Origin of the sequence: Litorisediminicola beolgyonensis (genome assembly GCF_042679605.1) — a bacterium.
GTDB classification, from domain to species: Bacteria; Pseudomonadota; Alphaproteobacteria; order Rhodobacterales; family Rhodobacteraceae; genus Litorisediminicola; species Litorisediminicola beolgyonensis.
Map to the genome: position 1 here is coordinate 109,758 of NZ_JBHTMU010000003.1, position 22,468 is coordinate 132,225.

Consider the following 22,468-nt stretch of genomic DNA (forward strand, 5'->3'; position numbering starts at 1 on the left):
AAACATCACACACTACCTGCGCAGGTCGGTCGAGGACTGGCCGATCTGCGAGATGTCATAGGGAGTGGTCAAATAGATCTCGGAGACCCAGTTGCCATACAGGAGATGCGCATGGCTCTTCCACCGATTGAGCGGCGCGCGGGTGGGATCGTTCTCGGGATAGTAATTCGCGGGCACATTGATCGGCGTGCCCTGGGCCACGTCGCGGTCGTATTCCTGCTTCAACGTATCGCTGTCATATTCGAGATGGTTGAAGATGTAGAGCGCCCGGTGCGCGGCATCCTCCACCAGGCACGGCCCCGTCTCGTCGCTGTCGATCAGGATCGGCAATCCCGCGGCGGTGATCTGGTCGCGCGGCATCTCGGTCCAGCGCGACACCGGGATCACCATGTCGTCCGAGAACCCGCGCAGATAGGGCGAGGCGGGCGCGCAGTTGCGATGCCGCACGCAGCCGAAGGCCTTGTGCTCGAGCGGCAGCTTCTCGACCCCGTTGAAATGATGGATCATCGCCATCCCGCCCCAGCAGACGCCGAAGGTCGAGTGCACATGGCCCTGCGTCCAGTCGAAGACCTCGCAAAGCTCGTCCCAATAGGTCACCTCCTCGAACGGCAGATGCTCGATCGGCGCGCCGGTGATGATCAGCCCGTCGAGCTTCTCGCCCGAGGCCGCGACCTCGGCGAAGGGGCGGTAGAAGCTCTCCATGTGCTCGGCCGCGGTGGTCTTGGTCTCGTGGCTGGTCATGCGGATCAGCGAGAACTCGATCTGCAGCGGCGTCGCTCCGATCAGCCTAGCGAACTGGTTCTCGGTGGCGATCTTCTTCGGCATCAGGTTCAGAAGCCCGATCCGGATCGGACGGATGTCCTGGGCGTCCGCCGCGCTCTCCGGCATCACCATGACCCCTTCGCGCGAGAGCACGTCATAGGCGGGCAGGCTGCGGGGGAGCTTGATGGGCATCGCGGAACGTCCGTTACGGTCAACAGTCGTCGTGACATAGGCCCGCGCGCGCCAAGGCACAACCGGCCCCACCCGTCAGCGCCGGCCACTGGATCCGGGGCGCCACGCCTTTGGCTTCTTCTTTTTCCAAATACGCCACGCACCGCCTGCCACGCGCACGGCGCCGCTCAAACGCGCAAGCGGCGTCAGCAGAGCCTTCAGCGCGCCGCGATGGCGTCCGCGATCACCGCGTCGAAATCCTCGGCCGAGCGCACCTGCGCCATCGCCTGCGCCGGCACCGTCACGCCCCAGTTCCGCGCCATCGCGGCATAGAGCGGCTGGCGGTGCGCAAGCGCCGCGGCAAAGGTCCAGCGGATAAAGGCGTCGGGGTCGACCTCGCTCGGCGCGGCACCGGCCTCGGCAAGGTAGCGCTCCCAGGCCGCCTCCAGGAAATCGGGGCGGTAGGCCATGGGCTTCGGCGCGCGGTCGAAGCGGCGCACCAGTTCCTCGGTATGGGCCTCGGTGCCTTCGATCCAGACCATCAGGCAGCGCTCGGAGAGCGCGGTCAGGATCGGATCGGCCGGGTCCTCGGGATCGACCCATTCGCAGATCGACCCGCCGGTGTCGCAGATGAAATGCGGATAGCCATAAAGCGCCTCGGCCCGGTCGATGAAATAGCCGGTGTCGAGAAGCGCCTGTTTCTCGGCGCGGGCGAACTGGGTCTGGCGCATCCGGTAGGTCTCGATCTCCATGCCGCCGCGGGCCGGATCGCCGGGCTTGCCGAGATAGGTCGAGACCGGCTCGAGATTGTCGAAGGTGATGTTCGAGCCGATATAGATCGAATCCGACATCAGGAGATCGCGCAGGAAGGGCACCGCCATCGCCTCGCGCTTGGCGTTGTCGGCGATGTATTCGCCCATGTAGCGGGTGCCGATGCGGTAATCGATCGAGTAGTGGAACCAGTCGCCGCTGTCGCGCAGCATGGTCGCGACATGGGTCTTGCCGAGGCCCGACATGGCGAAAAGCAGGACGCGCTTCTTCGGCGCGGTGCGCCAGGCGTCGGCGGTATCGTAAAGCATGCGTGGGCCTCGGTCGGGTGTCGGAGGCGATGCGTAGTGGCCGCGGCGTCCTGCGTCAAACCCCTTTGGGTCGCACGCGGCGCGGTGGCCGTACCCTGAGGATCAGAAGCGCCACCGCCAGCGCCGCCAGCCCTGCGAAGGCCGAGGGGGGCAGCGCCTCTCCCCGTACCAGCGCCCCGAGCACGATCGCGACCGGCGGGATCAGGAGCGTGACGAGCAACAGATTGGCGCTACCCGCCTGCGCGAGGATGCGAAAATAGAGGAGATAGGCGATGCCGGTCGCGACCCCGGCGTAATAGAGGATCGCCAGGACCGTCGACCCGGAGGGCACTGGCGGCACGCCTTCGGCAGCCAGGGCCAGCGGCACCATGATCAGGCTCGCGCCGGTCAGCATCCCCGCCGCGGCGACCACGGGCGGCACTTGGGCGAGCGTGGCGCGGGCCCAGGCGCCCGCCAGCGCGTAGGAGAATGTGCCCAACAGCACCGCGCCCGAGGCCCAAAGATCGCTTCCGGCGCCCGCCAGCGCCTCGGGCCCGACGGCAAGGACCACGCCCGCGAAGCCCAGGAGGATCGCGGCCGCGCGTGCCGGGCTCAACCGCTCGTCCGAGAAGACGAGGGCTGCGACCAGCGCGCCCCAGATCGCGGTCGTCACGTTCAGGATGGCCGTCAGTCCCGTCGGAATGAAGAGCTGCCCCCAGGCCATCAGCGTGAAGGGAATGGCGTTGTTCAGAAGTCCCATCACCGCCAGCGCGGACCAGGCGGCGCGCGGCGGCAGCGCGTGTCCCCGAAGGCCCGCCCAGGCCCAAAGGAGCGCCGCCGCAGGTGCCACGCGCAACGCCACGGTCGTCAGTGGCCCGATCTCGTCGAGCGCGGTGCGGATGGCCAGGAACGACGCGCCCCAGAACAGGGCGAGAAGCAGGAGGTCTGCTAGGGCGCGGGTCGAGAGTGTCATGGGCCGATCTTCTCGGATCGCCGCCCGCGCTGCGACCCGAAGCCTGCGCAATGCGCCAGCGCGCCTCCGGGAACGCAAAACGCCCGGACCGCAAGGTCCGGGCGTTGCCGTTTCAAACCGATCCGAAGATCAGAAAGTCACTTCGGCGCGCAGGCCGAGGCCCAGAACCGAGTTGTCCTCGAACCGTGCCACCGGCTGGTCCGCCACGCCCGCATCGGCATCGCCGAGCCAGGAGTAGTTCAGGCCGCCGGAGATGCGGATGTTGTCCTTGGTGTAGAGCGCGCCCACGGTCAGGCCCAGAAGCCCGTCCGTCGGTCCGAGCGGCGAGACCGTCTCGCCTTCGCCCTCGGGCTCGTAGAGCACGGTGAAGGAGGCCGAGAGATCGGGCGAGAAGCGGCGGCCGACGCCGATGCTGTAACGGTGACCATCCTCGAGATTGACGAGGTCGGAGCCGAGCGTCTCGGGCACGAGGTTCACGGCCGAGAAATCGGTCCAGCGATAGCCCGCGAGCAGCAGGGTGTCGGCGGCGATGCCGGTCTGGAACTCGAGGTTCAGCGACGCAGGCGCCACGTATTCGACGGTGCCGTCATAGCTCGTGCCGAGCAGACGCTCGGTGGTGTCGGCCTCGTGCTCGGTCTCGAACGAGTAGGTGGCCGCGAAGCGCAGCGCGATGTCCGGGATCTCGTATGCCATGCCGATCAGGTAGTTCGGCGAGGTGTCGGCCTCCATCTCGAACTCGTACCCGCCGGTGGCGGCGAAGCCCGCGGCGGTGTTCGTGAACCCGTCGGAGAGCGCCGAGAAGGTGCCCGCGCCATAGGTCCCGTCGATGGTGGCCGCGCCCGACAGATCACCGGCCTGCGCGCGCGCCAGCGCCGCGCCAAGCTCGGAGGCCGAGAGCTGCGGTGCGACCGACGGCAGGGCCGCGTTGAACTGGCCCGCCACCGCGGAAGTGGCGATCGCGTTGCGATAGGCCACACCGTTCAGGCCGACCTCGGCGTCGATCTGCTCGGCACGGACGCCGCCGAAGACCGAGAATCGCGGCGTGACCTGGTAGCGGCCGACGAAGCCGATGGCGCGGCTGTTCAGGTCGGCATAGGTGCCGCCAAGGTTCGACGCCAGCGGGCTCGAGCCGTATTCGATATCCGCGCCATAGGGCTGATCGAAGGTGACGGTGTAGTTGAACTTGTCGTTGACGCGGTTGGTGTAGCTCAAGCCCATCAGGGCGTAATTGCCCCCGACGTTCTCGTAGCTGCCCCCGGCGCCACCGATATCCTCGCCCTCGACGCTCGGCATCACGTAGCCGAAGCTCAGCGACGCGCTGTTGTCCGCACCGAAGATCGACGCCACGCTCTGGCCCGAGCGGTCCAGCCCCGCGGCCTGTGCAGCGCCTGTCGCGGCTGCCAGCACCGACACGCTCATTAGAAGTTGTTTCATTGCATCCCTCATCCTGAAAACAGATGTCTCCACGTGAGGGACAAAACGGGAAGCACGATCCATTATCAATTTGCACGTAACGTCACATTCTGCTGCGGGACGTGGCGTCATTTATTTGCCACAGACTGTGTCGTCTCAACCCATATGTTGAGATAATTCGCGCAAAAGATGATTGCTGCACCCAGAATAACCAGCGGATCCAGCGGTTCGGCATAGAGCAGCATCCCGACCAGGGCGATCACCGGCAGGCGCGCAAAGTCGATGGGCATGACCACCGTGGCGGGCGCAAGCGACAGCGCCGTGGTCAGGCAGAAATGCGCCAGAAGCCCCGCGGCGGCGATCAGCACCACCCAGGGCCAGCTTTCGGCAGCGGGCAAGGTGATGTCTCCGTCGATGCCCGCGCAGACGAGGCCGAACACCGCCTGCATCACCGTCAGGAAGAAAAGGATCGAGGGGATGCTCTCGGTCCGCGTCAGCCGCCGCGTGAAGACCGCGGTCGCCGCGAAGGACACCGCCGCGCCCGCCGCGGCGAAGAGCCCCGGAGACAGCGTCTCGGGCGAGGGCCGCGCGACGATCAGGATGCCGATGAAGCCCAACACCGCCGAGAAGGCCCGCGTCCGGGTCAGGCTTTCCTTCAGCACCAGCGGCGAGAGCAGCATAACCCATATGGGCGAGGTGAACTCGAGCGCGAAGACCTGCGCCAGCGGAATGACGGTCAGAGCGTAGAACCACAGGTTCTGGCCGGTGAAATGCGCCAGGTTGCGCACCGCGTGCAGGCCAAGCTTCTGCGCGCGGATGCGACTGCGGGTTCCGGTCGCCGTGGTGACGGAGAGCACGATGAAGATGCCGATGAGGCTCCGGTAGAGCATGATCTCGAACGTATCGAGATCGAGGCTCACCTCGCGCCCCGCCACCGCCATGGCGGTGAAGGAGGCGATGGAGCCGGTCATCCAGAGCGCGGCGGTCAGGGTCGGGGACATGCGCGCTCCGGAAGTGGCCGTTCAGGGACGCAGTAGCACGCCGCGATGCGGGGTGCGAGGGCAGGCGGCGCTCACGGTCCGCCTGCGGCTCATTCCATCTCGATCGTGCCGGGCGGTTTCGAGGTGATGTCGTAGAACACCCGGTTGATGCCCTTGACCTCGTTGATGATCCGCGTGGCGGTCTCGCCGAGGAACTCATGACTGAAGGGGTAGTAATCCGCGGTCATGCCGTCGACGCTGGTCACGGCGCGGAGCGCACAGGCGTAGTCGTAGGTCCGCCCGTCGCCCATCACGCCGACGGTGCGCACCGGCAGGATCGCCGCGAAGGCCTGCCAGATCTCGTCATAGAGCCCGTGCTTCCGGATCTGGTCGATATAGACCGCATCCGCCCGGCGCAGGATTTCGAGCTTCTCGCGGGTGATCTCGCCCGGGCAGCGGATCGCGAGGCCGGGTCCGGGGAAAGGGTGGCGGCCGATGAAGCTGTCGGGCAGGCCCAGTTCGCGACCGAGCGCGCGGACCTCGTCCTTGAAGAGCTCGCGCAGTGGCTCGACGAGCTTGAGGCCCATCTTCTCGGGCAGGCCGCCCACGTTGTGATGCGACTTGATCGTGACCGAGGGCCCGCCCGAGAAGCTGACGCTCTCGATCACATCCGGGTAGAGCGTGCCCTGCGCCAGGAACGCCGCGCCCTCGATCTGGTCGGCGTATTTCTGGAACACGTCGATGAAGAGCCGCCCGATGATCTTGCGCTTGGTCTCGGGGTCCGAGACGCCGTCGAGCTCGCCCAGGAACAGCTCCTGCTCCTCGGCATGGATGACCTGCAGGTTCATATGATCGCGGAACATCGCCACCACCTCCTGCGCCTCGTTCATACGCAGAAGCCCGTGATCGACGAAGACGCAGGTGAGCTGGTCGCCCACGGCCTCGTGGATCAGCGCCGCGGCGACCGAGCTATCGACACCCCCCGAGAGCGCGCAGATGACCTTGGCATCGCCGACCTGTTCGCGGATCTTCTGGACCGCTTCCTCGCGATAGGCGCCCATCGTCCAGTCGCCGCCGAAGCCCGCGTCGCGCACGAAATTGGCGTAGAGCGTGGCGCCGTTCGGCGTGTGTTGCACCTCGGGGTGGAACTGCACCGCGTAGAAGCGGCGCTCTAGATCGGCGGTGATCGCGAAAGGCGCGCCGGGTGAGGTGCCGTAGACCGCGAAGCCGGGCGCGATCTCGGCCACATGGTCGCCATGGCTCATCCAGACCTGCTCGCGGCCCGATCCGTCGAGGAACCAGCCGTTCAGAAGGTCGATGCGGTCCTCGGACGGGCTGACATGCGCGCGCCCGAACTCCGAGGTGCCCTCGCCACCGACGACGCGCCCGCCCAGGTCCTGCATCATCACCTGCTGGCCGTAGCAGATCCCGAGGATTGGCACGCCCAGATCGTAGACGCTTTTCGGCGGCCGCGGGCTGCCCTCGCGGGTCACGCTGTCGGGCCCGCCCGAGAAAATCACCGCCTTCGGCGCGAACTCCGCGAGGAAGGCGTCGGTAACGTTCTGATAGGGATGGATCTCGCAATAGACCCCGAGCTCGCGCAGACGCCGCGCGATAAGCTGCGTCACCTGGGAGCCGAAATCGATGATGAGGAGGCGGTCATGCTGGGCGTCGGTCATGCGCTTGCCAGTAGCGCCAAGGCCGGGATGGTGCAAGAGAGGGTGCAGGGTGCGGCTGATGAGGACGGCTCCAGCTACTTGCCGAGTTCTCGCTCGCAATCCTTCCCGTAGTTCCGAATGCATTCGCAAACTCGATCGACGGCCTCCGCCGCTTCGGTGCTTCCATCTTCTAGAAGCTGTTCATGAACGTCTCTGCACTGGGGAAGGTTCTCGATCACAGGGTCGGGGTTCTCGATCCAGCTATATGCCCAATCGCAGGCGTCCGTTGCATCACTGGCCAAACCGTCGCCGCCTCCGGGATCCAGCTCATCCAGATCGCGGAGCGTGTCACAGGCGTCCTTGATTTCCAGAGCGGTCACGATGACGACAACAGCCGCACCGACGATCGGGGCGCTTTGCGAGGGAATCGATACGAAGGAACGTTCGATGCTTCGCACCAATCGCGTACGACCGCGATTGGACACGCGACGCAGCTTGGATGCGGAAGGTTTCTGTTTCCGCAAAGAATTCAGGTCTCGTTCTAGCTTCAGATTCTGAACTTTCAGGTCTGCAAAGTCTTTTCTCGTGACCACTGAGGCCGTGCTCACCAGCCTGTTCGCAGCCGACACCATTGCGGCAGACGCCCAGGGCAGGGTGAAGCTGGCGATATTCCAGACCAGCAGGAACGCGGCCAGCACGGACCAGAAAATCACGGTCTTCGTGACGCGCAGGACGACCCTCACACTCCAGCGGAGGATGCCTCGGATCATTTGCCAGTCTCCTCTGCGTCCGACCGGCCGCAAAGAGCGAGTGTCTGCTGATAGATCCTCTCGACCCGAGGATGCTCCCTGAGGCGGGTATTGTCGCCAAGGTTTTCGACGAAGGTTCGACCGTCATCGTCTGTCGAACACAAGCTGCCATTGGGGAAGCGGCGTGTCTTGTAGTCCTCTGCAAGCAGGAAAAGTGCCTCGGGGGCGGTGTTCATTCGCGCGGCGATCGCGATTGCGGGCGCTTCGTCCTCGTTCTTGTCGCCTGCACCGGCGCCCGCCCGCAGCAAGCTCTCAATCACATCGAGATCGGGCCTTTCGGTCCGCAGCGCCTCGTGCAGCGCCATCCATCCGTCGTTGTCCAGGCGATCTGCGGCAGCGCCGCTGGCCGCAAGCGCGTCGATGCCATGGTGGCCGACACCTGTGCCATGGGCAGCGGCACTGTGGATCGCGGTTGCGCCGTTCTTGCCGTAGAGGTCGGCGTCGGCGCCGCTCGCGAGGAGGACCAGCAGGATGGGCAATCCGTCCGTGCGACGTGCGGCGATATGGACCGCGGTGTCTGCGCAGAAGCTTCCGAAATCGCACTCGTCGGGGCCGACCCGAGCATCGAGATCGGCTCCTGCGACGGCAAGGGCCGCGATCACGGCCGGATCGACTGCGTGCTCTGCCGCGATGTGCAAAGCTTGGCGGCCATCCTCGAAGGTGGTGTCAGCAAGCGCGGGCGTTTCGAACAGGCACCCCGCAACAAGGGTGGCGCCTGCGGTTTTCCAGAATGCGGCGTCGTCGAAATCTTCGCATTCGTCGGCCTGAACGGCCGCGGCGCAAAACAGGATCGGCGCCGCAAGACTAATAAACTTCATATTGGGAATGTTCACTTCGCACGTCTTCGATACCTGATCTTTCAAAGGAAGCGCGGCGCGGTCAAGCCGCCAAGCCTTCTCGCTCCGACATGTCGCTTTCCCCCCGGATGCGCCGCAAACGGGACACGCACTTGGTCCCGCGCGGCGTTATCTGGTCGGTAACGGGCGCGCGAAGCGCCCTGCGTGAGCAATGGGATCGGTCGACATGGACGAGCAGGTGACGGAGCGGGCAGGGCGCAGGCGCGGACGGACCGGGGGCGGCGGTGCCGCCAGGCGGGCGGAGCGCACGAGCACCGCGATCGAGGCCGCGCGCTACATCACCCGCAACGTGCCCAATCTCGATATCCTGCATGACGAGGCGCTCGAGATCATCGAGGCCAATGCCGAGACCATCCTCTGGGAAATCGGCGTCAATTTCGTCAACAACCCCGCGGCGCTCGCGCGCTGGAAAGACGCGGGCGCCGAGATCGACGGCGAGCGCGTCCACATCCCGCGGGGCCTCGCGCGCCAGCTCTGCGCGACCGCGCCCCGGACCTTCACCCAGCATGCCCGCAATCCCGAGCGCTCGGTCGAGATGGGCGGACGCAACCTCGTCTTGGCGCCGGTCTACGGCCCGCCCTTCGTCCACGACGCCGTCTCCGGGCGGCGCTACGCGACCATCGAGGATTTCCGCAACTTCGTGAAGCTCGGCCACATGTCGCCCTGGCTGCACCATTCCGGCGGCACGGTCTGCGAGCCGACCGACGTCCCCGTGAACAAGCGCCATCTCGACATGCTGATGGCGCATATGACGCTGACCGACAGGCCCTTCATGGGCTCGGTGACCGAGCCCAGCCGGGCGCAGGACAGCGTCGAGATGTGCGAGATCCTCTTCGGCAAGGAGTTCGTGGCGGAAAACACCGTGCTGACGAGCCTCGTCAACATCAACTCGCCGCTGACCTTCGACGACACCATGATGGGCGCGCTCGAGACCTATGCCGCGGCGAACCAGGCCTCGATCGTGTCGCCCTTCATCGTCGGCGGCGCGATGGCGCCGGTCTCGGTCGCGGGCACGCTCACCCAGGTCGCCGCCGAGACGCTGGCGGGCGTGGCCTATTCTCAGCTCGTGCGCGCCGGTGCGCCGGTCATCATGGGGGCCTTCGTGACCTCCATCGACATGAACTCGGGCGCGCCGACCTTCGGCACGCCGGAAGCGGCGCAGGTGACCTACGGCACTGGGCAACTCGCCCGGCGGCTCGGGCTGCCCTACCGCTCGGCGGGCGCGTTCTGCGGCTCGAAGCTGCCCGACGCGCAGGCCGCCTACGAGAGCGCGAACTCGCTCAACATGGGTCTGCTCGCGGGCGTGAACTTCATGCTGCATGCCTGCGGCTGGCTCGAAGGCGGGCTCGTGGCCTCCTACGAAAAGTTCGTGATGGATGCCGACCAACTCGGCGCGCTGCACAAGCTCGCCGCCGGGATCGACATGTCCGAGGAAGCGCAGGCGATGGACGCCATCCGCGAGGTCGGCCCGGGCGGGCATTACCTCGGCTGCGCACATACCCAGCGCAACTTCAAGACCGCGTTCTGGCGCTCGCGCCTTCTCGATTACAAGCCCTACGAGACCTGGTCCGAAGAGGGCGCCCGCGACACCGTCGCGCTGGCCTCGGTCAAGGTGCGGCAGATGCTCGAGAGCTACTCCGCGCCCGCGATGGACCCCGGAACCCGCGAGGCGCTCGACGCCTACGTGGCCGAGAAAAAAGCCTCGATGCCCGACGCCTTCTCCTGAGGCGAACTCCCCGAGGCCGGTCTTCAGGCCGCGAGCGCGGGGCGCTCGGCGCGTGCCTTGATCAGCCGCGCCTCGCCCATCATCGCGGCCAGCACTTCGACATGGCGACTGACGGTGTAGGACGCGCAGCCCAGGCGGCGCGCGTCATCGAGCGCGGCTTCGATCTCGGTCAGGCGCGCCAGAGCCTCGGGCGTGCCGGGCAGTCCTGCGGAGCGCAGGGCACGCGGCAGATGCACCGCGCGGCGGTATTCGTCGGCGCCGATCCGGGCGGCGCGAATCAACAGGCGCGGGCGGCGAAGCGAGGCGAGGTGACGGGCGAGATCGGTCATGTCGAGCACTCCAGCTATGCGGTGATGCGACAAGAATGGCACAACCAGTAAGGGTGTTGCGATTCCGGAAACAATCGCGAACGCAGAATTAAATACGATTTATCAATAACAAGGCACTGTTTCCTCAGAGTCTGCGCATTAACGAACAGGTAACCAATGCAACTTTAGGCTGTTTCCGGGCGGCATGGGCCGGGGAACCGATCGCTGTCCGTTTTGGGGAAACACAGGGGAACTTGAATGTCGCTCACCGGCTTCGACCGGGTCGGAGCGGCGCTTCCGGATTGGGTTCCGGACGCCGCCCGCCTGTATCTTGCGCACACTGAAAACGGCCTGTCTCTGAGGGCCCTCGCACGCCGCACCGGCCAGCACCCATCGACGGTGCTGCGCCAGGTCCGGCGTCTCGAAGGTCTTCGAGACGATCCTCTCGTCGACGCCGCCCTGAAGCGGCTCGGCGCGCTTCAAACCGTCCGGCCGCCGCGTCCGGACATGCCGCAAGACCGGATAGGAGATGCCATGAGCCCGACCACCTCTGCCGCCGCGACCGAGACCGCACCGCCAGTGCCCGAGACCGCGAGCCTCGGGCACGAGGAGCAGCGCGTCCTGCGCCGCCTCTGCGAGACCGGCGCGGTTTTGGCCGTGGCGGCGGATATGGACAAGGCAGTGGTGGTGCGCGACAGCGCGGGCGGCAGCCTGCGCACCGCGGTGGTGGCAAGCCCCGTGGCGCAGGCGCTGGCGCTCAAGGGCTGGATCGGCTGCGACGCGCCCGGTCGCATCTCGCGCTACCGGATCACCGGGACCGGACGGCAGGCCCTGGCGGGCATGATCGGCGCGCAGGAAAGCCGCGCGCGGGGATTGGCCGAGGCGGGGGCCGCGTTCCGGCATGCCGGTGCGGATGGGGACTGCGATGCAGAGGCCGGGCGCAAGACCCGCTTCGCTCTCGCCGACAGCCCGCTTGCGGCCCTCGCACGCCGCCGCGACCGCGACGGCACGCCGTTTCTGGCCGAAGCGCTGGTCTCGGCGGGGGAGCGCCTGCGCGAGGATTACGAGCTGGCTCAGATGACCGACGCGGCGCTTGCCTCGGCGACGGGAGGCGCCGCGCTGCGCGGAGCGAGCGCCGCCAAGGCGCGGCTTGAACAGGCGCTTGCCGATCTCGGGCCGGGCCTGTCGGATGTCGCGTTGCGGTGCTGCTGCCAGCTCGAAGGGCTGGAGACCGCCGAAAGGCGGCTCGGCTGGTCGGCGCGCTCGGGCAAAGTCGTGCTCCGCATCGCGCTCCAGCGGCTGCGCCGCCATTACGAGCGGCTGGGCGACAAGGGGGCGATGATTGGCTGAGCGGGGCGGTCAGCCGCCCACCAGCCAGCCGACCGCATAGGCCACGCCCGCGCAGAGCCCGCCCACGGCCAGTGTTTCGCCGAGCGCGCGCCGGGCGGTCTCGCCGGTCGCGCGGCGCCGCACGAGACCCAGAAGCGCCAGCGCGGCGAAGGTCGCGACGAGCGACAGCCGGGTCGACAGCGCATCCGCCTCGCGCAGGATGTAGGGCAGAAGCGGGATCGTCCCGAAGCCGACGAAGGCGGCAAAGGTGATGAGGCCGTTGGTGGCGGGGCCGTCGGCCTCGGGGTCGCTCGGGCCGAGACGCTCGGCCAGAAGCAGCTCGACCGACAGATCCGGCGCGCGGGCCATGGCCTCGGCCAGCGCCGCGGCGTCCTCGGCATTGAGCCCGCGCTGCCGGAACAGCGCCTCGAGCCCTGCCGCAGCCTCGCCATCGCGCACGGCGAGCCTGGCGCAGAGCTTCTTCCGCTCCCGAGCATAAAGCTGCCCCTTGGAGCGGGCCGAGAGGAACTCGCCCATGCCCATCGACACGGCGTCGGCGAAGAGATTGGCGAGCCCGAAGACCAGGACCGCGAGGCCGCCGATCTGGGCAGCACCTTCGGCCGAGGCCCCGGCGAACCCTGCGACGATGGCGAAGGTGGTGACGATGCCGTCATTGCCGCCGTAGATGATCGGCTTGAGGTAGCGCTGGACGCCGGAGAGCCTGTCTCCGGGATCGGTCAGTGTGTCGCTCATCTCCGGGATCTCCTGCCGTCGGGTGAGGAGGCAGTATAAATGCGGCCGCAGGGGACGAAAGCTGGGGCGCGGTCCGCGCGCTATCCTCCCGCCGCAACGCCGCCATGACCCCGGCGCCACTGGCAAATCCGGTCGGAACGCCCTAACCTTAGGCAAACGCACCACGGAACGCCGGGAGACCCGCTCGATGCGCGATTTGAAGATCCCGGGCCAGCGCCACCCCGAAAAGGCGCACCGGCCCGACAATACCCAGCCGAAGAAACCGGACTGGATCCGCGTCAAGGCGCCGGGCGGCAAGGGCTATGCCGAGACCCGCAAGATCATGCGCGAGCACAACCTCGCCACGGTCTGCGAAGAGGCGGGCTGCCCCAATGTCGGCGAATGCTGGAGCCAGGGGCACGCCACCATGATGATCATGGGCGAGATCTGCACCCGAGGCTGCACTTTCTGCAATGTCGCCACGGGGCGCCCCGACGCGCTCGATCTCTTCGAGCCCGGCCGGGTCGCCGACGCGGTAAAGAAGCTCGGTCTCAACCACGTCGTCATCACCTCGGTCGACCGCGACGATCTCGAGGATGGCGGCGCCGAGCATTTCGCCCAGACGATCCGTGCCATCCGCCACCGCGCGCCGGGCACGACGATCGAGATCCTGACGCCTGATTTCCTGAAATGCACGCCCGAGGTGCTGGAGACGGTGGTCGCGGCGAAGCCCGATGTCTTCAACCACAATCTCGAGACGGTGCCGGGCCTCTATCCCGGTGTCCGTCCGGGCGCGCGCTATTTCCATTCGCTGCGGCTGTTGCAGCGCGTGAAGGAACTCGACCCGTCGATCTTCACGAAGTCCGGCATCATGGTCGGTCTCGGCGAGGACCGTCCCGCGGTGCACCAGGTGATGGACGACATGCGCGCGGCGGATGTCGATTTCCTGACCATCGGGCAATACCTGCAGCCGACGCCGAAGCACCACCGGGTCGATCGGTTCGTGACGCCCGAGGAGTTCGCGGGCTACGAGAAAGCGGCCTGGGGCAAGGGCTTCCTGATGGTCTCGGCCACGCCCCTGACCCGGTCGAGCTACCACGCGGGCGACGATTTCGCCCGGCTCCGCGCGGCGCGCGAGGCGAAGCTCGCCAGCGCTTGAGACTGGCCGGGGGGGGGAAGGGGGCCCCTCTTGGCCCTCGGCCAATTCACCCCCGGCGGTATTTGGAAAAAGAAGAAGCATAGGGGTGCGGCGCATGGACGGGGCCGTCAGAGTAAAGATATGCGGGCTGACGGATGCTGCATCGGTGCGGGCGGCGTCGGAGGCAGGCGCGGCCTATCTGGGCTTCGTGTTTTTCCCGAAATCGCCGCGTAATGTCGATATTTCTCAGGCGCGCGCGCTCTGCGCGGACGTGCCCGCGGGCCGCGCGAAGGTCGGGCTCTTCGTCTCGCCTGAGGATGCGCTTCTCGAGGCGGTGCTGGCGGAGGTGCCGCTCGACATGATCCAGCTGCATGGCGAGGAGACGCCCGAGCGAGTCGCGGCCGTGCGCGCGCGGTTCAAGCTGCCTGTCATGAAAGCGGTCGGCGTGGCGGAGCCGTCCGATCTGGCCGCGATCGACGCCTATGGCCGCGTCGCCGACCAGATCCTCGTCGATGCCAAGCCGCCCAAGGGCGCCGATCTGCCGGGCGGCAACGGTCTGGCCTTCGACTGGCAGCTGATCGCGGGGCGGCGCTGGCCGGTGCCGTGGATGCTCGCGGGAGGTCTGACGCCCGACACTGTCGGCGAAGCGATCCGCCGGACCGGGGCGCGGCAGGTCGACGTGTCGTCGGGCGTCGAGAGCGCACCAGGCGTCAAGGATGCTGCGAAGATCCGCGCGTTCCTGGACGCGGCCGTCGCTCCGCCGCCAAAGCTGCGCTCAGTCTAGAAGCGTGAGCACCCGCTCGGGAGGGCGGCCGATCACCGCGCGCGAACCGGCGAAGAGCACCGGGCGTTCGATCAGTTTCGGAACCTCCGCCATCGCGGCGATGAGCGCCTCTGGCGCGCTGTCGCGGGTGAGGCCGCGCGCCTTGGCCTCGGCCTCGCCGAAGCGCAGGAGATCGGCTGCGGGGACGTCGAGCGCCGCCAGCGCGGCCTCGATCTCCTGGCGGTCGGGGGCGTCCTCGAGATAGCGGCGGAATGTAACCTTTGCGCCCCGCGCTTCGAGAAGCGCCAGCGCGGCGCGGCTCTTCGAGCAGCGCGGATTGTGCCAGAGCGTCAGAGCCATGCATCCCTCCCGGTGCCGACCGCTTCGGCGACCGATCCGAACCCGTCGCGCAGGAGCAGCCCGTCGAGCTCTTCCGAGATCCGCCGTCCGAGGCTCAGACCCCGGTAGACAAGCGCGGTATAGAGCTGCACCGCCGAGGCGCCCGCGCGGATCTTCGCATAGGCTTCCTCGCCGGATCCGACGCCGCCAACGCCGATCAGGGGCAGCGCGCCGTCGAGATGCCGGGAGAGCTGCGCGAGGACCTGGGTCGAGCGCACGAAGAGCGGCTGGCCCGAGAGCCCGCCCGCCTCGCTCGCGTGGCGCGAGGCGAGGCCCTCGCGCGACAGCGTGGTGTTGGTGGCGATCACCCCGTCGATCCGCGCGCTCCGGGCGACCTCGGCCACATCCTTCAGCGCCTCCGCGTCGAGATCGGGCGCGATCTTAAGAAACACCGCGACGCGGTGGTCGAGCCCGTCGCGCGCCGCGAGAACGCCGTCGAGGAGCGCGGCGAGCGCGTCCTTGCCCTGCAGGTCGCGCAGCTTCTCGGTGTTGGGCGAGCTGACATTGACCGTCGCGAAATCGAGAGAGGGGCCGCAGCGCCGCAGCACCGTGGCGAAATCCGCCGCGCGGTCAGTGCTGTCCTTGTTGGCGCCGAGATTGAGCCCGATCACCGCGTTTTGGGGGCGTTTTTCAAGCCGGGCGGCGATCGCCTCCATGCCCTCGTTGTTGAAGCCGAAGCGGTTGATCGCGGCGCGATCCTCCCTCAGCCGGAAGAGGCGCGGGCGCGGATTGCCCGGCTGGGGCCGCGGCGTCGCGGCGCCGACCTCGATGAAGCCGAAGCCCGCGCGCGAGAGGGGGCCGAGCGCCTCGGCGTTCTTGTCGAACCCGGCGGCGAGCCCGACGGGGTTCGGCAGCGACAGCCCGGCCAGTTCGGTGGCGAGGCGCGGCGAGGTCAGGGGGCCCGGCGCGGGCGCGAGCCCGGCCTTCAGCGCGTGGAGCGCCAGCCCATGCGCACGCTCGGGATCGATCCGTCGCAGGAGCGAGAGCGCGGCGCGTTCGCCGAAGGATGCACGGGTCATGCCGGTCTCCTCGGGGCCGTGCTCATCCCAGATTGTCCGGGAAGACATGGCCGTCGGGTCCAAGGGGCAGGGGCTTTGCCCAGAGCACGTCCTCGGAGCGGAGGCTCCGGTAGAGATGCGGGAAGAGCTGCCCGCCGCGCGACGGCTCCCAGCGCAGATCCGCGCCAAGCCGGTCTGCATCGAGCGCCAGCAGCATCAGCCCGTCCTCGCCCGCGAAATGCTTGGCCGCGGTCTCGCCGACCTGTGCGGCGGTGGAGAAATGAATGTAGCCATCCTGCAGATCGACCGGTGCGCCCAGGGTCTCGCCCGCTGCGGTGAAGCTGGCATATTCGGGCGCGCGGAAGAGTTTGTAGATGAGCGTCATGCGCCCCAGATGCCGCCCGCGCGGGCAGGGGTCAAGATGTGCCGCGCATTCTCGCGGCCGAGGGCCGAATTGACGCAGGGCGAGCTTTGACAGCTTTGCCTGAGCCGTGCACCATCGCCTCCGCGACACTTCCATTCAGGGAAAGGACCCCGATGAAATTCCGTTTCCTCGCAGGCGTGGCCACGCTGGCGCTGACCGCCGTGGCGGCCCAGGCCGAGACCACGATCACCATTCTTCACACAAACGATTTCCACGCCCGTTTCGAGCCGATCAACAAGTACGATTCGAGCTGCCCGGCCGAGGACAATGCAGCCGGCGAATGCTTCGGCGGCACCGCGCGTCTCGTCACCGCGATCGAGGAGGCCCGCGCCCGCGCCGAGAACCCGATCCTCGTGGATGGCGGCGACCAGTTCCAGGGCACGCTCTTCTACACCTATTACAAGGGCAAGCTCGCCGCCGAGATGATGAACAAGCTCGGCTATGACGCGATGACCGTGGGCAACCACGAATTCGACGACGGCCCGGAAGTGCTGCGCGGCTTCGTCGATGCGGTGGAGTTCCCGATCCTGATGTCGAACGCCGATCTCTCGGGCGAGGCGCAGCTCAAGGACGTGATCCAGAAGAGCACCGTGATCGAGAAGGCCGGCGTGAAGATCGGCCTCATCGGCCTGACGCCGCAGGACACCGACGAGCTGGCCTCGCCCGGGCCGAACGTCATCTTCACCGATCCTGTCGAGGCGGTTCAGGCCGAGGTCGACAAGCTGACCGAAGAGGGCGTGACCACGATCATCGTGCTCAGCCACTCGGGCTACGGCGTCGACCAGCGCGTGGCCGAAGAGACGACCGGTGTCGACGTGATCGTGGGCGGCCATACCAACACGCTTCTGGGCGACATGGAGCGGGCCGAGGGGCCATATCCCACGATGGTCGGCGACACCGCGATCGTGCAGGCCTATGCCTATGGCAAGTATCTGGGCGAGCTGACGGTCACTCTCGACGATGCTGGCGTCATCACCGAGGCCAAGGGCCAGCCGCTCCTGATCGACGCGGCCGTGGCCGAGGACGAGGGCACCGTGGCGCGGATCAAGGAGGCGGCCGAGCCGCTCGACGAGATCCGCAACAAGGTCGTGGCCGAGACCACCGAGGCGATCAGCGGCGAGCGCGATCAGTGCCGGGCGCAGGAATGCGCGATGGGCTCGCTCATCGCCGACGCGATGCTGGCGCGGGTGGCCGATCAGGGCATCCAGGTTGCGATCCAGAACGGCGGCGGCATCCGCTCCTCGATCGACGCGGGCGAGGTGACGATGGGCGAAGTGCTGACCGTGCTGCCGTTCCAGAACACGCTCTCGACCTTCCAGGTCACCGGCGCGGTTTTGCTTGAGGCGCTCGAGAACGGCGCCAGCCAGATCGAGGAAGGCGCGGGTCGCTTCGCGCAGGTCGCAGGGCTGACCTACACCATCGACACCGCGGCGGAGCCGGGCAGCCGGGTCTCCGAGGTGATGGTGAACGGCGAGCCGCTCGATCCCGAGGCGACCTACGGCGTGGTCTCCAACAACTACGTCCGCAATGGCGGCGACGGCTACAAGATGTTCGTCGATGCGGAGAACGCCTATGATTACGGCCCCGATCTCGCGGATGTCACCGCCGAGTACCTGGCCGAGCAGGGACCGTTCACGCCCTACACGGATGGCCGGATCACGGTGAAATAAGCCGTTCGGCCTTGAGTTGCGGCGCGTCGGGTCAGACCCGGCGCGCCGTTTTCATGTCCGGTGGTGCGTCTAATAGGTCCCGGTGAAGATCAGTGCCTCGAGGCCTGGCCTCTCGGTGGTCGAGAGCTCCGGTATGCCGACGAGCGGGCCGACCGCGATGCTGCACAGGACGTATCCGGTCTCGCCTGCGGCGAGATCCAGCGTGACAAGGCTGGTCTCGGTCGTGCTGGCGGATACCGTGTGGCGTCCCGGGCGGAGATCGACATGGAAGACGCTGTTGACGGCGCAGAGCCCGGTCGGGAGCCCGTCGACAAGAACCGTGGGCTTCACGCCGAAGCCCTGGACCTTCTGGGTGCGGTAGACGGCGATCCGGGCTTGGCCCGGTGGGATCGGGGTGATCTCGGCCCGCGCCTCGGCGACGCTGGGACCGTCCGTGCAGGCGGAGAGGGTCAGGGTCGCAGCGGTGGCCAGGGCCCAAAGCCTGTGTCGCTTGAGTGTCGCCATGTCTCCTGCTGGGCAAGAACGGCGGCGAAGAGCCGCGTTGCTCTGCATTGCATCCTAGCCGTGCCGCCGTCCGGTGCCTTGACCTCCGTCAAACGCGCTACCCGAAATCCGAACCGGATTTCGCGCGGTTTCCGGTCCGGAAACCGCCAGCACCGGGTGACAAGCGGCGTCTCCCGGCCCATCTTTCCCCCATGTGCGGACGCTTTGCCCTGACCCTTCCCCATGACGCCATGGCGCAGCTCTTCGCGGCCGCGCCCGACAACGATCTTCCGCCCGTCCCGAACTTCAACATCTGCCCGACCAACAGCGTGGCGGTCGTCCTCCGCGAGGGAGACGACGACAGCGCGCCGCGCAGGCTTTCCGCCCTGCGCTGGGGATTTCTGCCGCACTGGTACAAGACCCAGACCGACGGGCCGCTCCTGATCAACGCCCGCGCCGAGACCCTGGCCGAGAAACCGGCCTTCCGCGCCGCCGCCCGTGCGCGGCGCTGCCTGATCCCGGCCACCGGTTTTTACGAATGGACCAAGAATGCCGACGGAACCCGGCTGCCCTGGTATATCGCCCGCAGCGACGGGGCGCCGCTGGCCTTTGCCGGGCTCTGGCAGGATTGGGAGCGGGAGGGAGAGCGTCTGAGGACCTGCGCCATCGTGACCTGCGCCGCCAATTCAGAGATGGCCGCGATCCATCACCGCATGCCGGTGATCCTCGACGCCGCCGACTGGCCGCTCTGGCTGGGCGAGGCGGGTCATGGCGCGGCCACGCTGATGGCCCCCGCAGAGGAGGGCCATCTGGCGATGCATCGCGTCTCGCGGGAGGTCAATTCGAATCGCGCCAGCGGACCCGAGCTGATCGAGCCGCTGGCGGAGTAGGGGCGGCCTCAGTTCGAGGCGGTCTCGAGCGGCGCGCTGTTGACCGTGTCGATCAGGCCGGTTGCGAGCTTGCGGGTCTGGCCGTTGTTCTCGGCGACGACCTCGGTCGACCCGGCATCGGTGGCGCCGCCATCGGTCGTGGCATCCGTCGCCGTGCCGTCGGTCGAGGCGGTCTCGGTGGTCCCGCTATCGGTCGTGGTCGTGTCGGTGGTCGCGCTCTGGTCATCCGCGACCATCGCCTGCTCTTCCGGCTGATCGACCAACATGTTGGCGAAGGCGCCGACCATGCCATCGGTGATCGTGATCGTCACCGCCGCGCCCGCCGCGACATCGCCGGTGGTCCAGCTGCCATCGGCGGCAACGGCGGCCATGGGCTCGGTCGTGACGTTGAAGAAGCGCACGGTGTCGCCGATCTGGGCATAGGTCACCTGCGGGAAATACCCATCCCCCAGCATGACGATCTCATGTTCGGCCGCATAGGCGGCCTGGGCGGCTCCAAGAACCGCGAAAGCGGCGGCAATACCTGTCACGCGCAGCATGGCATACTCCTCGACACGCGGAAAACGGCCCCCACCGGTCATCGCGTTGCCTCCGGGATTAGGCGCGGATTTCGACAAATTTGAGGCAAATGCCCGGCAGCATCGGGGCAGGGGGCCGCGATGCCGTCGACGGCGCCGCCCGGCCGCGCGCGCCATCGCTCCGGGGCCGCTTGACCGCCGCGCGGGCTTGGCATACGCAAAGGCCAGCGCGGGTATGGTGTAATGGTAGCGCCCTAGCCTTCCAAGCTAGTCGTGCGGGTTCGATTCCCGCTACCCGCTCCATCCTTCCAGTCCCCGAACGACACGTGTCGCGTCGCGGCCAATGCGCTGTCGGACTCGCGTCTCCGCACACAAACCGCCTCTCACAGGCCGCCCAAACCCGACAGCGCGCACATGCCGCGGCGTTCGGGGAGGGGGTTCGGCTTTACCGCTGCGCGCCGTCATGCCAAAACGAGCGCCGATCCAGAACGAGAGGCCCGATGGCATCCCCGAACGCGACGGAAGACCGACAGAAATCGAAGCGCCTCGGTGCCTTGGCACGCCTCTGGCCGTTTCTCTCTCCCTATCGGCCGCTCCTTGCGGGCGCGATCATCGCCCTGGTGCTCACCGCCTGCGTGTCGCTTGTCCTGCCGATGGCGGTGCGCCGGGTGGTCGACAATTTCGAGACCGGCACCGGCGCGCTCCTGAACCAGTATTTCGCCGCCGCCCTCGGCATCGCCGCGCTTCTCGCGCTCGGCACCGCGCTGCGCTACGCGCTGGTCACGCGCTTGGGCGAGCGGGTGGTCGCGGATATCCGCATGGCCGTCTTCAATCGGGTCCTCAGCCTCTCGCCGGTCTTCTACGAGCGGGTCATGACCGGCGAGGTCCTGAGCCGGATCACCACCGACACCACGCTGATCCTGTCGGTGATCGGCTCGTCGATCTCGATCGCACTGCGCAACCTCCTGATCTTCGCGGGCGGGCTGGTGCTGATGCTCTTCACGTCGCTGAAGCTCACGCTGATGGTGCTGATGATCGTTCCGGCCGTGATCGTGCCGATCCTGACGCTCGGACGCCGGGTGCGCCGCCTCAGCCGCGAGAACCAGGACTGGATCGCCGCCTCCTCGGGCAGCGCGTCCGAGACGCTGCTGGCCGTGCAGACGGTGCAAGCCTTCACCCATGAGGCGATCAGCCGGGCCGCCTTTGCCGAGGTGACCGAAAAGAGCTTCGACGCGGCGCGGCGCCGGATCTGGACCCGCGCGGTGATGACCGCGATCGTGATCTTCCTGGTCTTCACCGGCATCGTAGGCGTGCTCTGGATCGGCGCCTGGGACGTGCGCGCGGGCAGCATGACCGTGGGATCGCTGGTGCAGTTCGTGATCTACGCGGTGATGGTCGCGGGCGCCGTCGCGGCGCTGTCGGAGATCTTCGGAGAGCTCCAGCGTGCTGCGGGCGCGACCGAACGGCTGGTGGAGCTGCTCGACGCTGAGGACGCCATCGCCGATCCTGAGACGCCCCGGACGCTCTCCGAGCCGGTCCGCGGCGAGATCGGCTTCCACGATGTCAGCTTCGCCTATCCCGCACGCCCGGAGATCGCCGCGCTTGATGATGTGTCGCTGACCGTCGCGCCCGGCGAGACCGTGGCGCTTGTGGGCCCTTCAGGCGCGGGCAAGACCACGATCATCCAGCTGATCCAGCGTTTCTACGAGCCCGACCGGGGAGAGATCACCCTCGACGGCGTGGCGCTAGACGCGATGAGCCGCGACGCCTTCCGCCGCCACATCGCGCTGGTGCCGCAGGACCCGGTAATCTTCGCGGCCTCGGCCCGCGACAACATTCGCTTCGGCCGTCCCGAGGCGAGCGACGCCGAGATCGAGGCCGCCGCCCGCGCCGCCGCCGCGCATGAGTTCATCACCGCGCTGCCTGACGGCTATGACAGCTGGCTCGGCGAACGCGGCGTGATGCTCTCGGGCGGCCAGAAGCAGCGGATCGCCATCGCCCGCGCCATCCTGCGCGACGCGCCGGTCCTGCTCTTGGACGAGGCGACCTCGGCGCTCGATGCCGAGAGCGAACGCGCGGTGCAGGCCGCGGTCGACCGGCTGGCCGAAACGCGCACGACGATCATCGTCGCGCACCGGCTTGCGACGGTGAAGAAAGCCGACCGGATCGTGGTCATGGACCAGGGCCGGATCGCCGCTATCGGCACCCATGACGCGCTGGTGGCCGAGGGCGGGCTTTATGCGCGGCTCGCCCGGCTGCAATTCACCGACGGGATCGCCGCCGAATGAGCGGTTTCGCCGCGCCTATCGGCGCCGCCGGTCGCTTTATGATAGGCGCCGTGCGTTTTGGAGCCGGGCGGGTTCGCTTTGCCGATTTCTGCAGAGCACCGGTGCGTAGCCGACGTTGGTA

The 22,468-nt window shown here is 67.6% G+C and carries 22 protein-coding genes and 1 tRNA gene; 8 read left to right on the forward strand and 15 right to left on the reverse strand.

Features of this window, described 5'->3' with window-relative positions; all coding sequences use genetic code 11:
• Window positions 1-12: 12 nt before the first annotated feature.
• The 8 genes from ACFQ4E_RS02835 to ACFQ4E_RS02870 form a co-directional block, all read right to left on the reverse strand.
• Window positions 13-954, reverse strand: coding sequence for a homoserine O-succinyltransferase (locus ACFQ4E_RS02835; protein WP_386801405.1), 942 nt, complete (start codon window positions 952-954; stop codon window positions 13-15).
• A 197-nt stretch (window positions 955-1,151) separates the two neighbouring features.
• A complete protein-coding gene (locus tag ACFQ4E_RS02840) occupies window positions 1,152-2,012 on the reverse strand; it encodes an ATPase (protein ID WP_386801406.1) in 861 nt (286 codons plus the stop codon).
• A gap of 55 nt (window positions 2,013-2,067) precedes the next feature.
• On the reverse strand, window positions 2,068-2,964 hold the full coding sequence (locus ACFQ4E_RS02845; protein WP_386801407.1) for a DMT family transporter: 897 nt from the start codon (window positions 2,962-2,964) through the stop codon (window positions 2,068-2,070).
• A gap of 129 nt (window positions 2,965-3,093) precedes the next feature.
• Window positions 3,094-4,398, reverse strand: coding sequence for an outer membrane protein transport protein (locus tag ACFQ4E_RS02850; protein ID WP_386801408.1), 1,305 nt, complete (start codon window positions 4,396-4,398; stop codon window positions 3,094-3,096).
• 107 nt (window positions 4,399-4,505) lie between these two features.
• A complete protein-coding gene (locus ACFQ4E_RS02855) occupies window positions 4,506-5,378 on the reverse strand; it encodes a DMT family transporter (protein ID WP_386801409.1) in 873 nt (290 codons plus the stop codon).
• A gap of 89 nt (window positions 5,379-5,467) precedes the next feature.
• Window positions 5,468-7,036: a glutamine-hydrolyzing GMP synthase gene (guaA, locus tag ACFQ4E_RS02860; protein ID WP_386801410.1), complete on the reverse strand. Its 1,569-nt coding sequence runs from the start codon at window positions 7,034-7,036 to the stop codon at window positions 5,468-5,470.
• A 74-nt stretch (window positions 7,037-7,110) separates the two neighbouring features.
• Window positions 7,111-7,785, reverse strand: coding sequence for a hypothetical protein (locus ACFQ4E_RS02865; protein WP_386801411.1), 675 nt, complete (start codon window positions 7,783-7,785; stop codon window positions 7,111-7,113).
• Window positions 7,782-8,657, reverse strand: a complete 876-nt coding sequence (locus ACFQ4E_RS02870; RefSeq protein WP_386801412.1) for an ankyrin repeat domain-containing protein — start codon at window positions 8,655-8,657, stop codon at window positions 7,782-7,784. Before ACFQ4E_RS02870 ends, ACFQ4E_RS02865 begins: the two co-directional genes overlap by 4 nt.
• Window positions 8,658-8,847: 190 nt before the next feature.
• On the opposite strand from ACFQ4E_RS02870, the gene ACFQ4E_RS02875 reads away from it, so the two are divergent.
• A complete protein-coding gene (locus ACFQ4E_RS02875; RefSeq protein WP_386801413.1) occupies window positions 8,848-10,407 on the forward strand; it encodes a trimethylamine methyltransferase family protein in 1,560 nt (519 codons plus the stop codon).
• Window positions 10,408-10,430: 23 nt separating this feature from the next.
• Here ACFQ4E_RS02875 and ACFQ4E_RS02880 read toward each other — a convergent pair whose 3' ends face one another.
• Window positions 10,431-10,736 carry a DUF6477 family protein gene (locus ACFQ4E_RS02880; protein WP_386801414.1) on the reverse strand — a complete coding sequence of 102 codons (306 nt, stop codon included), beginning with the start codon at window positions 10,734-10,736 and terminating at the stop codon, window positions 10,431-10,433.
• 513 nt (window positions 10,737-11,249) lie between these two features.
• On the opposite strand from ACFQ4E_RS02880, the gene ACFQ4E_RS02885 reads away from it, so the two are divergent.
• Window positions 11,250-12,065 carry a DUF6456 domain-containing protein gene (locus tag ACFQ4E_RS02885; RefSeq protein WP_386801415.1) on the forward strand — a complete coding sequence of 272 codons (816 nt, stop codon included), beginning with the start codon at window positions 11,250-11,252 and terminating at the stop codon, window positions 12,063-12,065.
• 9 nt (window positions 12,066-12,074) lie between these two features.
• On the opposite strand, the gene ACFQ4E_RS02890 is transcribed toward ACFQ4E_RS02885, so the two are convergent.
• Window positions 12,075-12,797, reverse strand: a complete 723-nt coding sequence (locus ACFQ4E_RS02890) for a VIT1/CCC1 transporter family protein (RefSeq protein ID WP_386801416.1) — start codon at window positions 12,795-12,797, stop codon at window positions 12,075-12,077.
• Window positions 12,798-12,984: 187 nt separating this feature from the next.
• On the opposite strand from ACFQ4E_RS02890, the gene lipA reads away from it, so the two are divergent.
• Window positions 12,985-13,935 carry a lipoyl synthase gene (gene lipA / locus ACFQ4E_RS02895; protein ID WP_386801417.1) on the forward strand — a complete coding sequence of 317 codons (951 nt, stop codon included), beginning with the start codon at window positions 12,985-12,987 and terminating at the stop codon, window positions 13,933-13,935.
• A 94-nt stretch (window positions 13,936-14,029) separates the two neighbouring features.
• Window positions 14,030-14,698 (forward strand): phosphoribosylanthranilate isomerase, encoded by a 669-nt coding sequence (locus ACFQ4E_RS02900; protein WP_386801418.1) that lies wholly within the window; start codon window positions 14,030-14,032, stop codon window positions 14,696-14,698.
• On the opposite strand, the gene arsC is transcribed toward ACFQ4E_RS02900, so the two are convergent.
• The 3 genes from arsC to ACFQ4E_RS02915 are packed head-to-tail and all read right to left on the reverse strand — an operon-like array spanning window position 14,690 to window position 16,459.
• Window positions 14,690-15,037 carry an arsenate reductase (glutaredoxin) gene (arsC, locus tag ACFQ4E_RS02905; protein WP_386801419.1) on the reverse strand — a complete coding sequence of 116 codons (348 nt, stop codon included), beginning with the start codon at window positions 15,035-15,037 and terminating at the stop codon, window positions 14,690-14,692. The genes ACFQ4E_RS02900 and arsC overlap by 9 nt on opposite strands.
• Window positions 15,028-16,095, reverse strand: a complete 1,068-nt coding sequence (locus tag ACFQ4E_RS02910) for a quinone-dependent dihydroorotate dehydrogenase (protein WP_386801420.1) — start codon at window positions 16,093-16,095, stop codon at window positions 15,028-15,030. The genes arsC and ACFQ4E_RS02910 overlap by 10 nt, the downstream gene beginning before the upstream one ends.
• Before the next feature lie 22 nt (window positions 16,096-16,117).
• Entirely contained in the window at window positions 16,118-16,459 is a 342-nt protein-coding gene (locus ACFQ4E_RS02915) for a DUF952 domain-containing protein (protein ID WP_386801421.1), read from the reverse strand.
• A 152-nt stretch (window positions 16,460-16,611) separates the two neighbouring features.
• Between ACFQ4E_RS02915 and ACFQ4E_RS02920 the strand changes: the two genes are divergently transcribed.
• Complete coding sequence (locus tag ACFQ4E_RS02920; RefSeq protein WP_386801422.1) at window positions 16,612-18,168, forward strand: bifunctional metallophosphatase/5'-nucleotidase; 1,557 nt, start codon at window positions 16,612-16,614, stop codon at window positions 18,166-18,168.
• Window positions 18,169-18,237: 69 nt separating this feature from the next.
• Here the strand turns inward: ACFQ4E_RS02920 and ACFQ4E_RS02925 are convergent, their stop codons facing one another.
• Window positions 18,238-18,672, reverse strand: coding sequence for a hypothetical protein (locus ACFQ4E_RS02925; protein WP_386801423.1), 435 nt, complete (start codon window positions 18,670-18,672; stop codon window positions 18,238-18,240).
• Window positions 18,673-18,863: 191 nt separating this feature from the next.
• On the opposite strand from ACFQ4E_RS02925, the gene ACFQ4E_RS02930 reads away from it, so the two are divergent.
• Window positions 18,864-19,541, forward strand: a complete 678-nt coding sequence (locus ACFQ4E_RS02930) for an SOS response-associated peptidase (protein ID WP_386801424.1) — start codon at window positions 18,864-18,866, stop codon at window positions 19,539-19,541.
• Between the two features lie 8 nt (window positions 19,542-19,549).
• On the opposite strand, the gene ACFQ4E_RS02935 is transcribed toward ACFQ4E_RS02930, so the two are convergent.
• Entirely contained in the window at window positions 19,550-20,080 is a 531-nt protein-coding gene (locus ACFQ4E_RS02935; RefSeq protein WP_386801425.1) for a hypothetical protein, read from the reverse strand.
• Window positions 20,081-20,288: 208 nt separating this feature from the next.
• On the opposite strand from ACFQ4E_RS02935, the gene ACFQ4E_RS02940 reads away from it, so the two are divergent.
• Both ACFQ4E_RS02940 and ACFQ4E_RS02945 read left to right on the forward strand, forming a co-directional pair.
• Window positions 20,289-20,362: transfer RNA gene (locus ACFQ4E_RS02940), tRNA-Gly, on the forward strand.
• 197 nt (window positions 20,363-20,559) lie between these two features.
• On the forward strand, window positions 20,560-22,347 hold the full coding sequence (locus ACFQ4E_RS02945; RefSeq protein ID WP_386801426.1) for an ABC transporter transmembrane domain-containing protein: 1,788 nt from the start codon (window positions 20,560-20,562) through the stop codon (window positions 22,345-22,347).
• The last annotated feature ends 121 nt before the right edge of the window (window positions 22,348-22,468 follow it).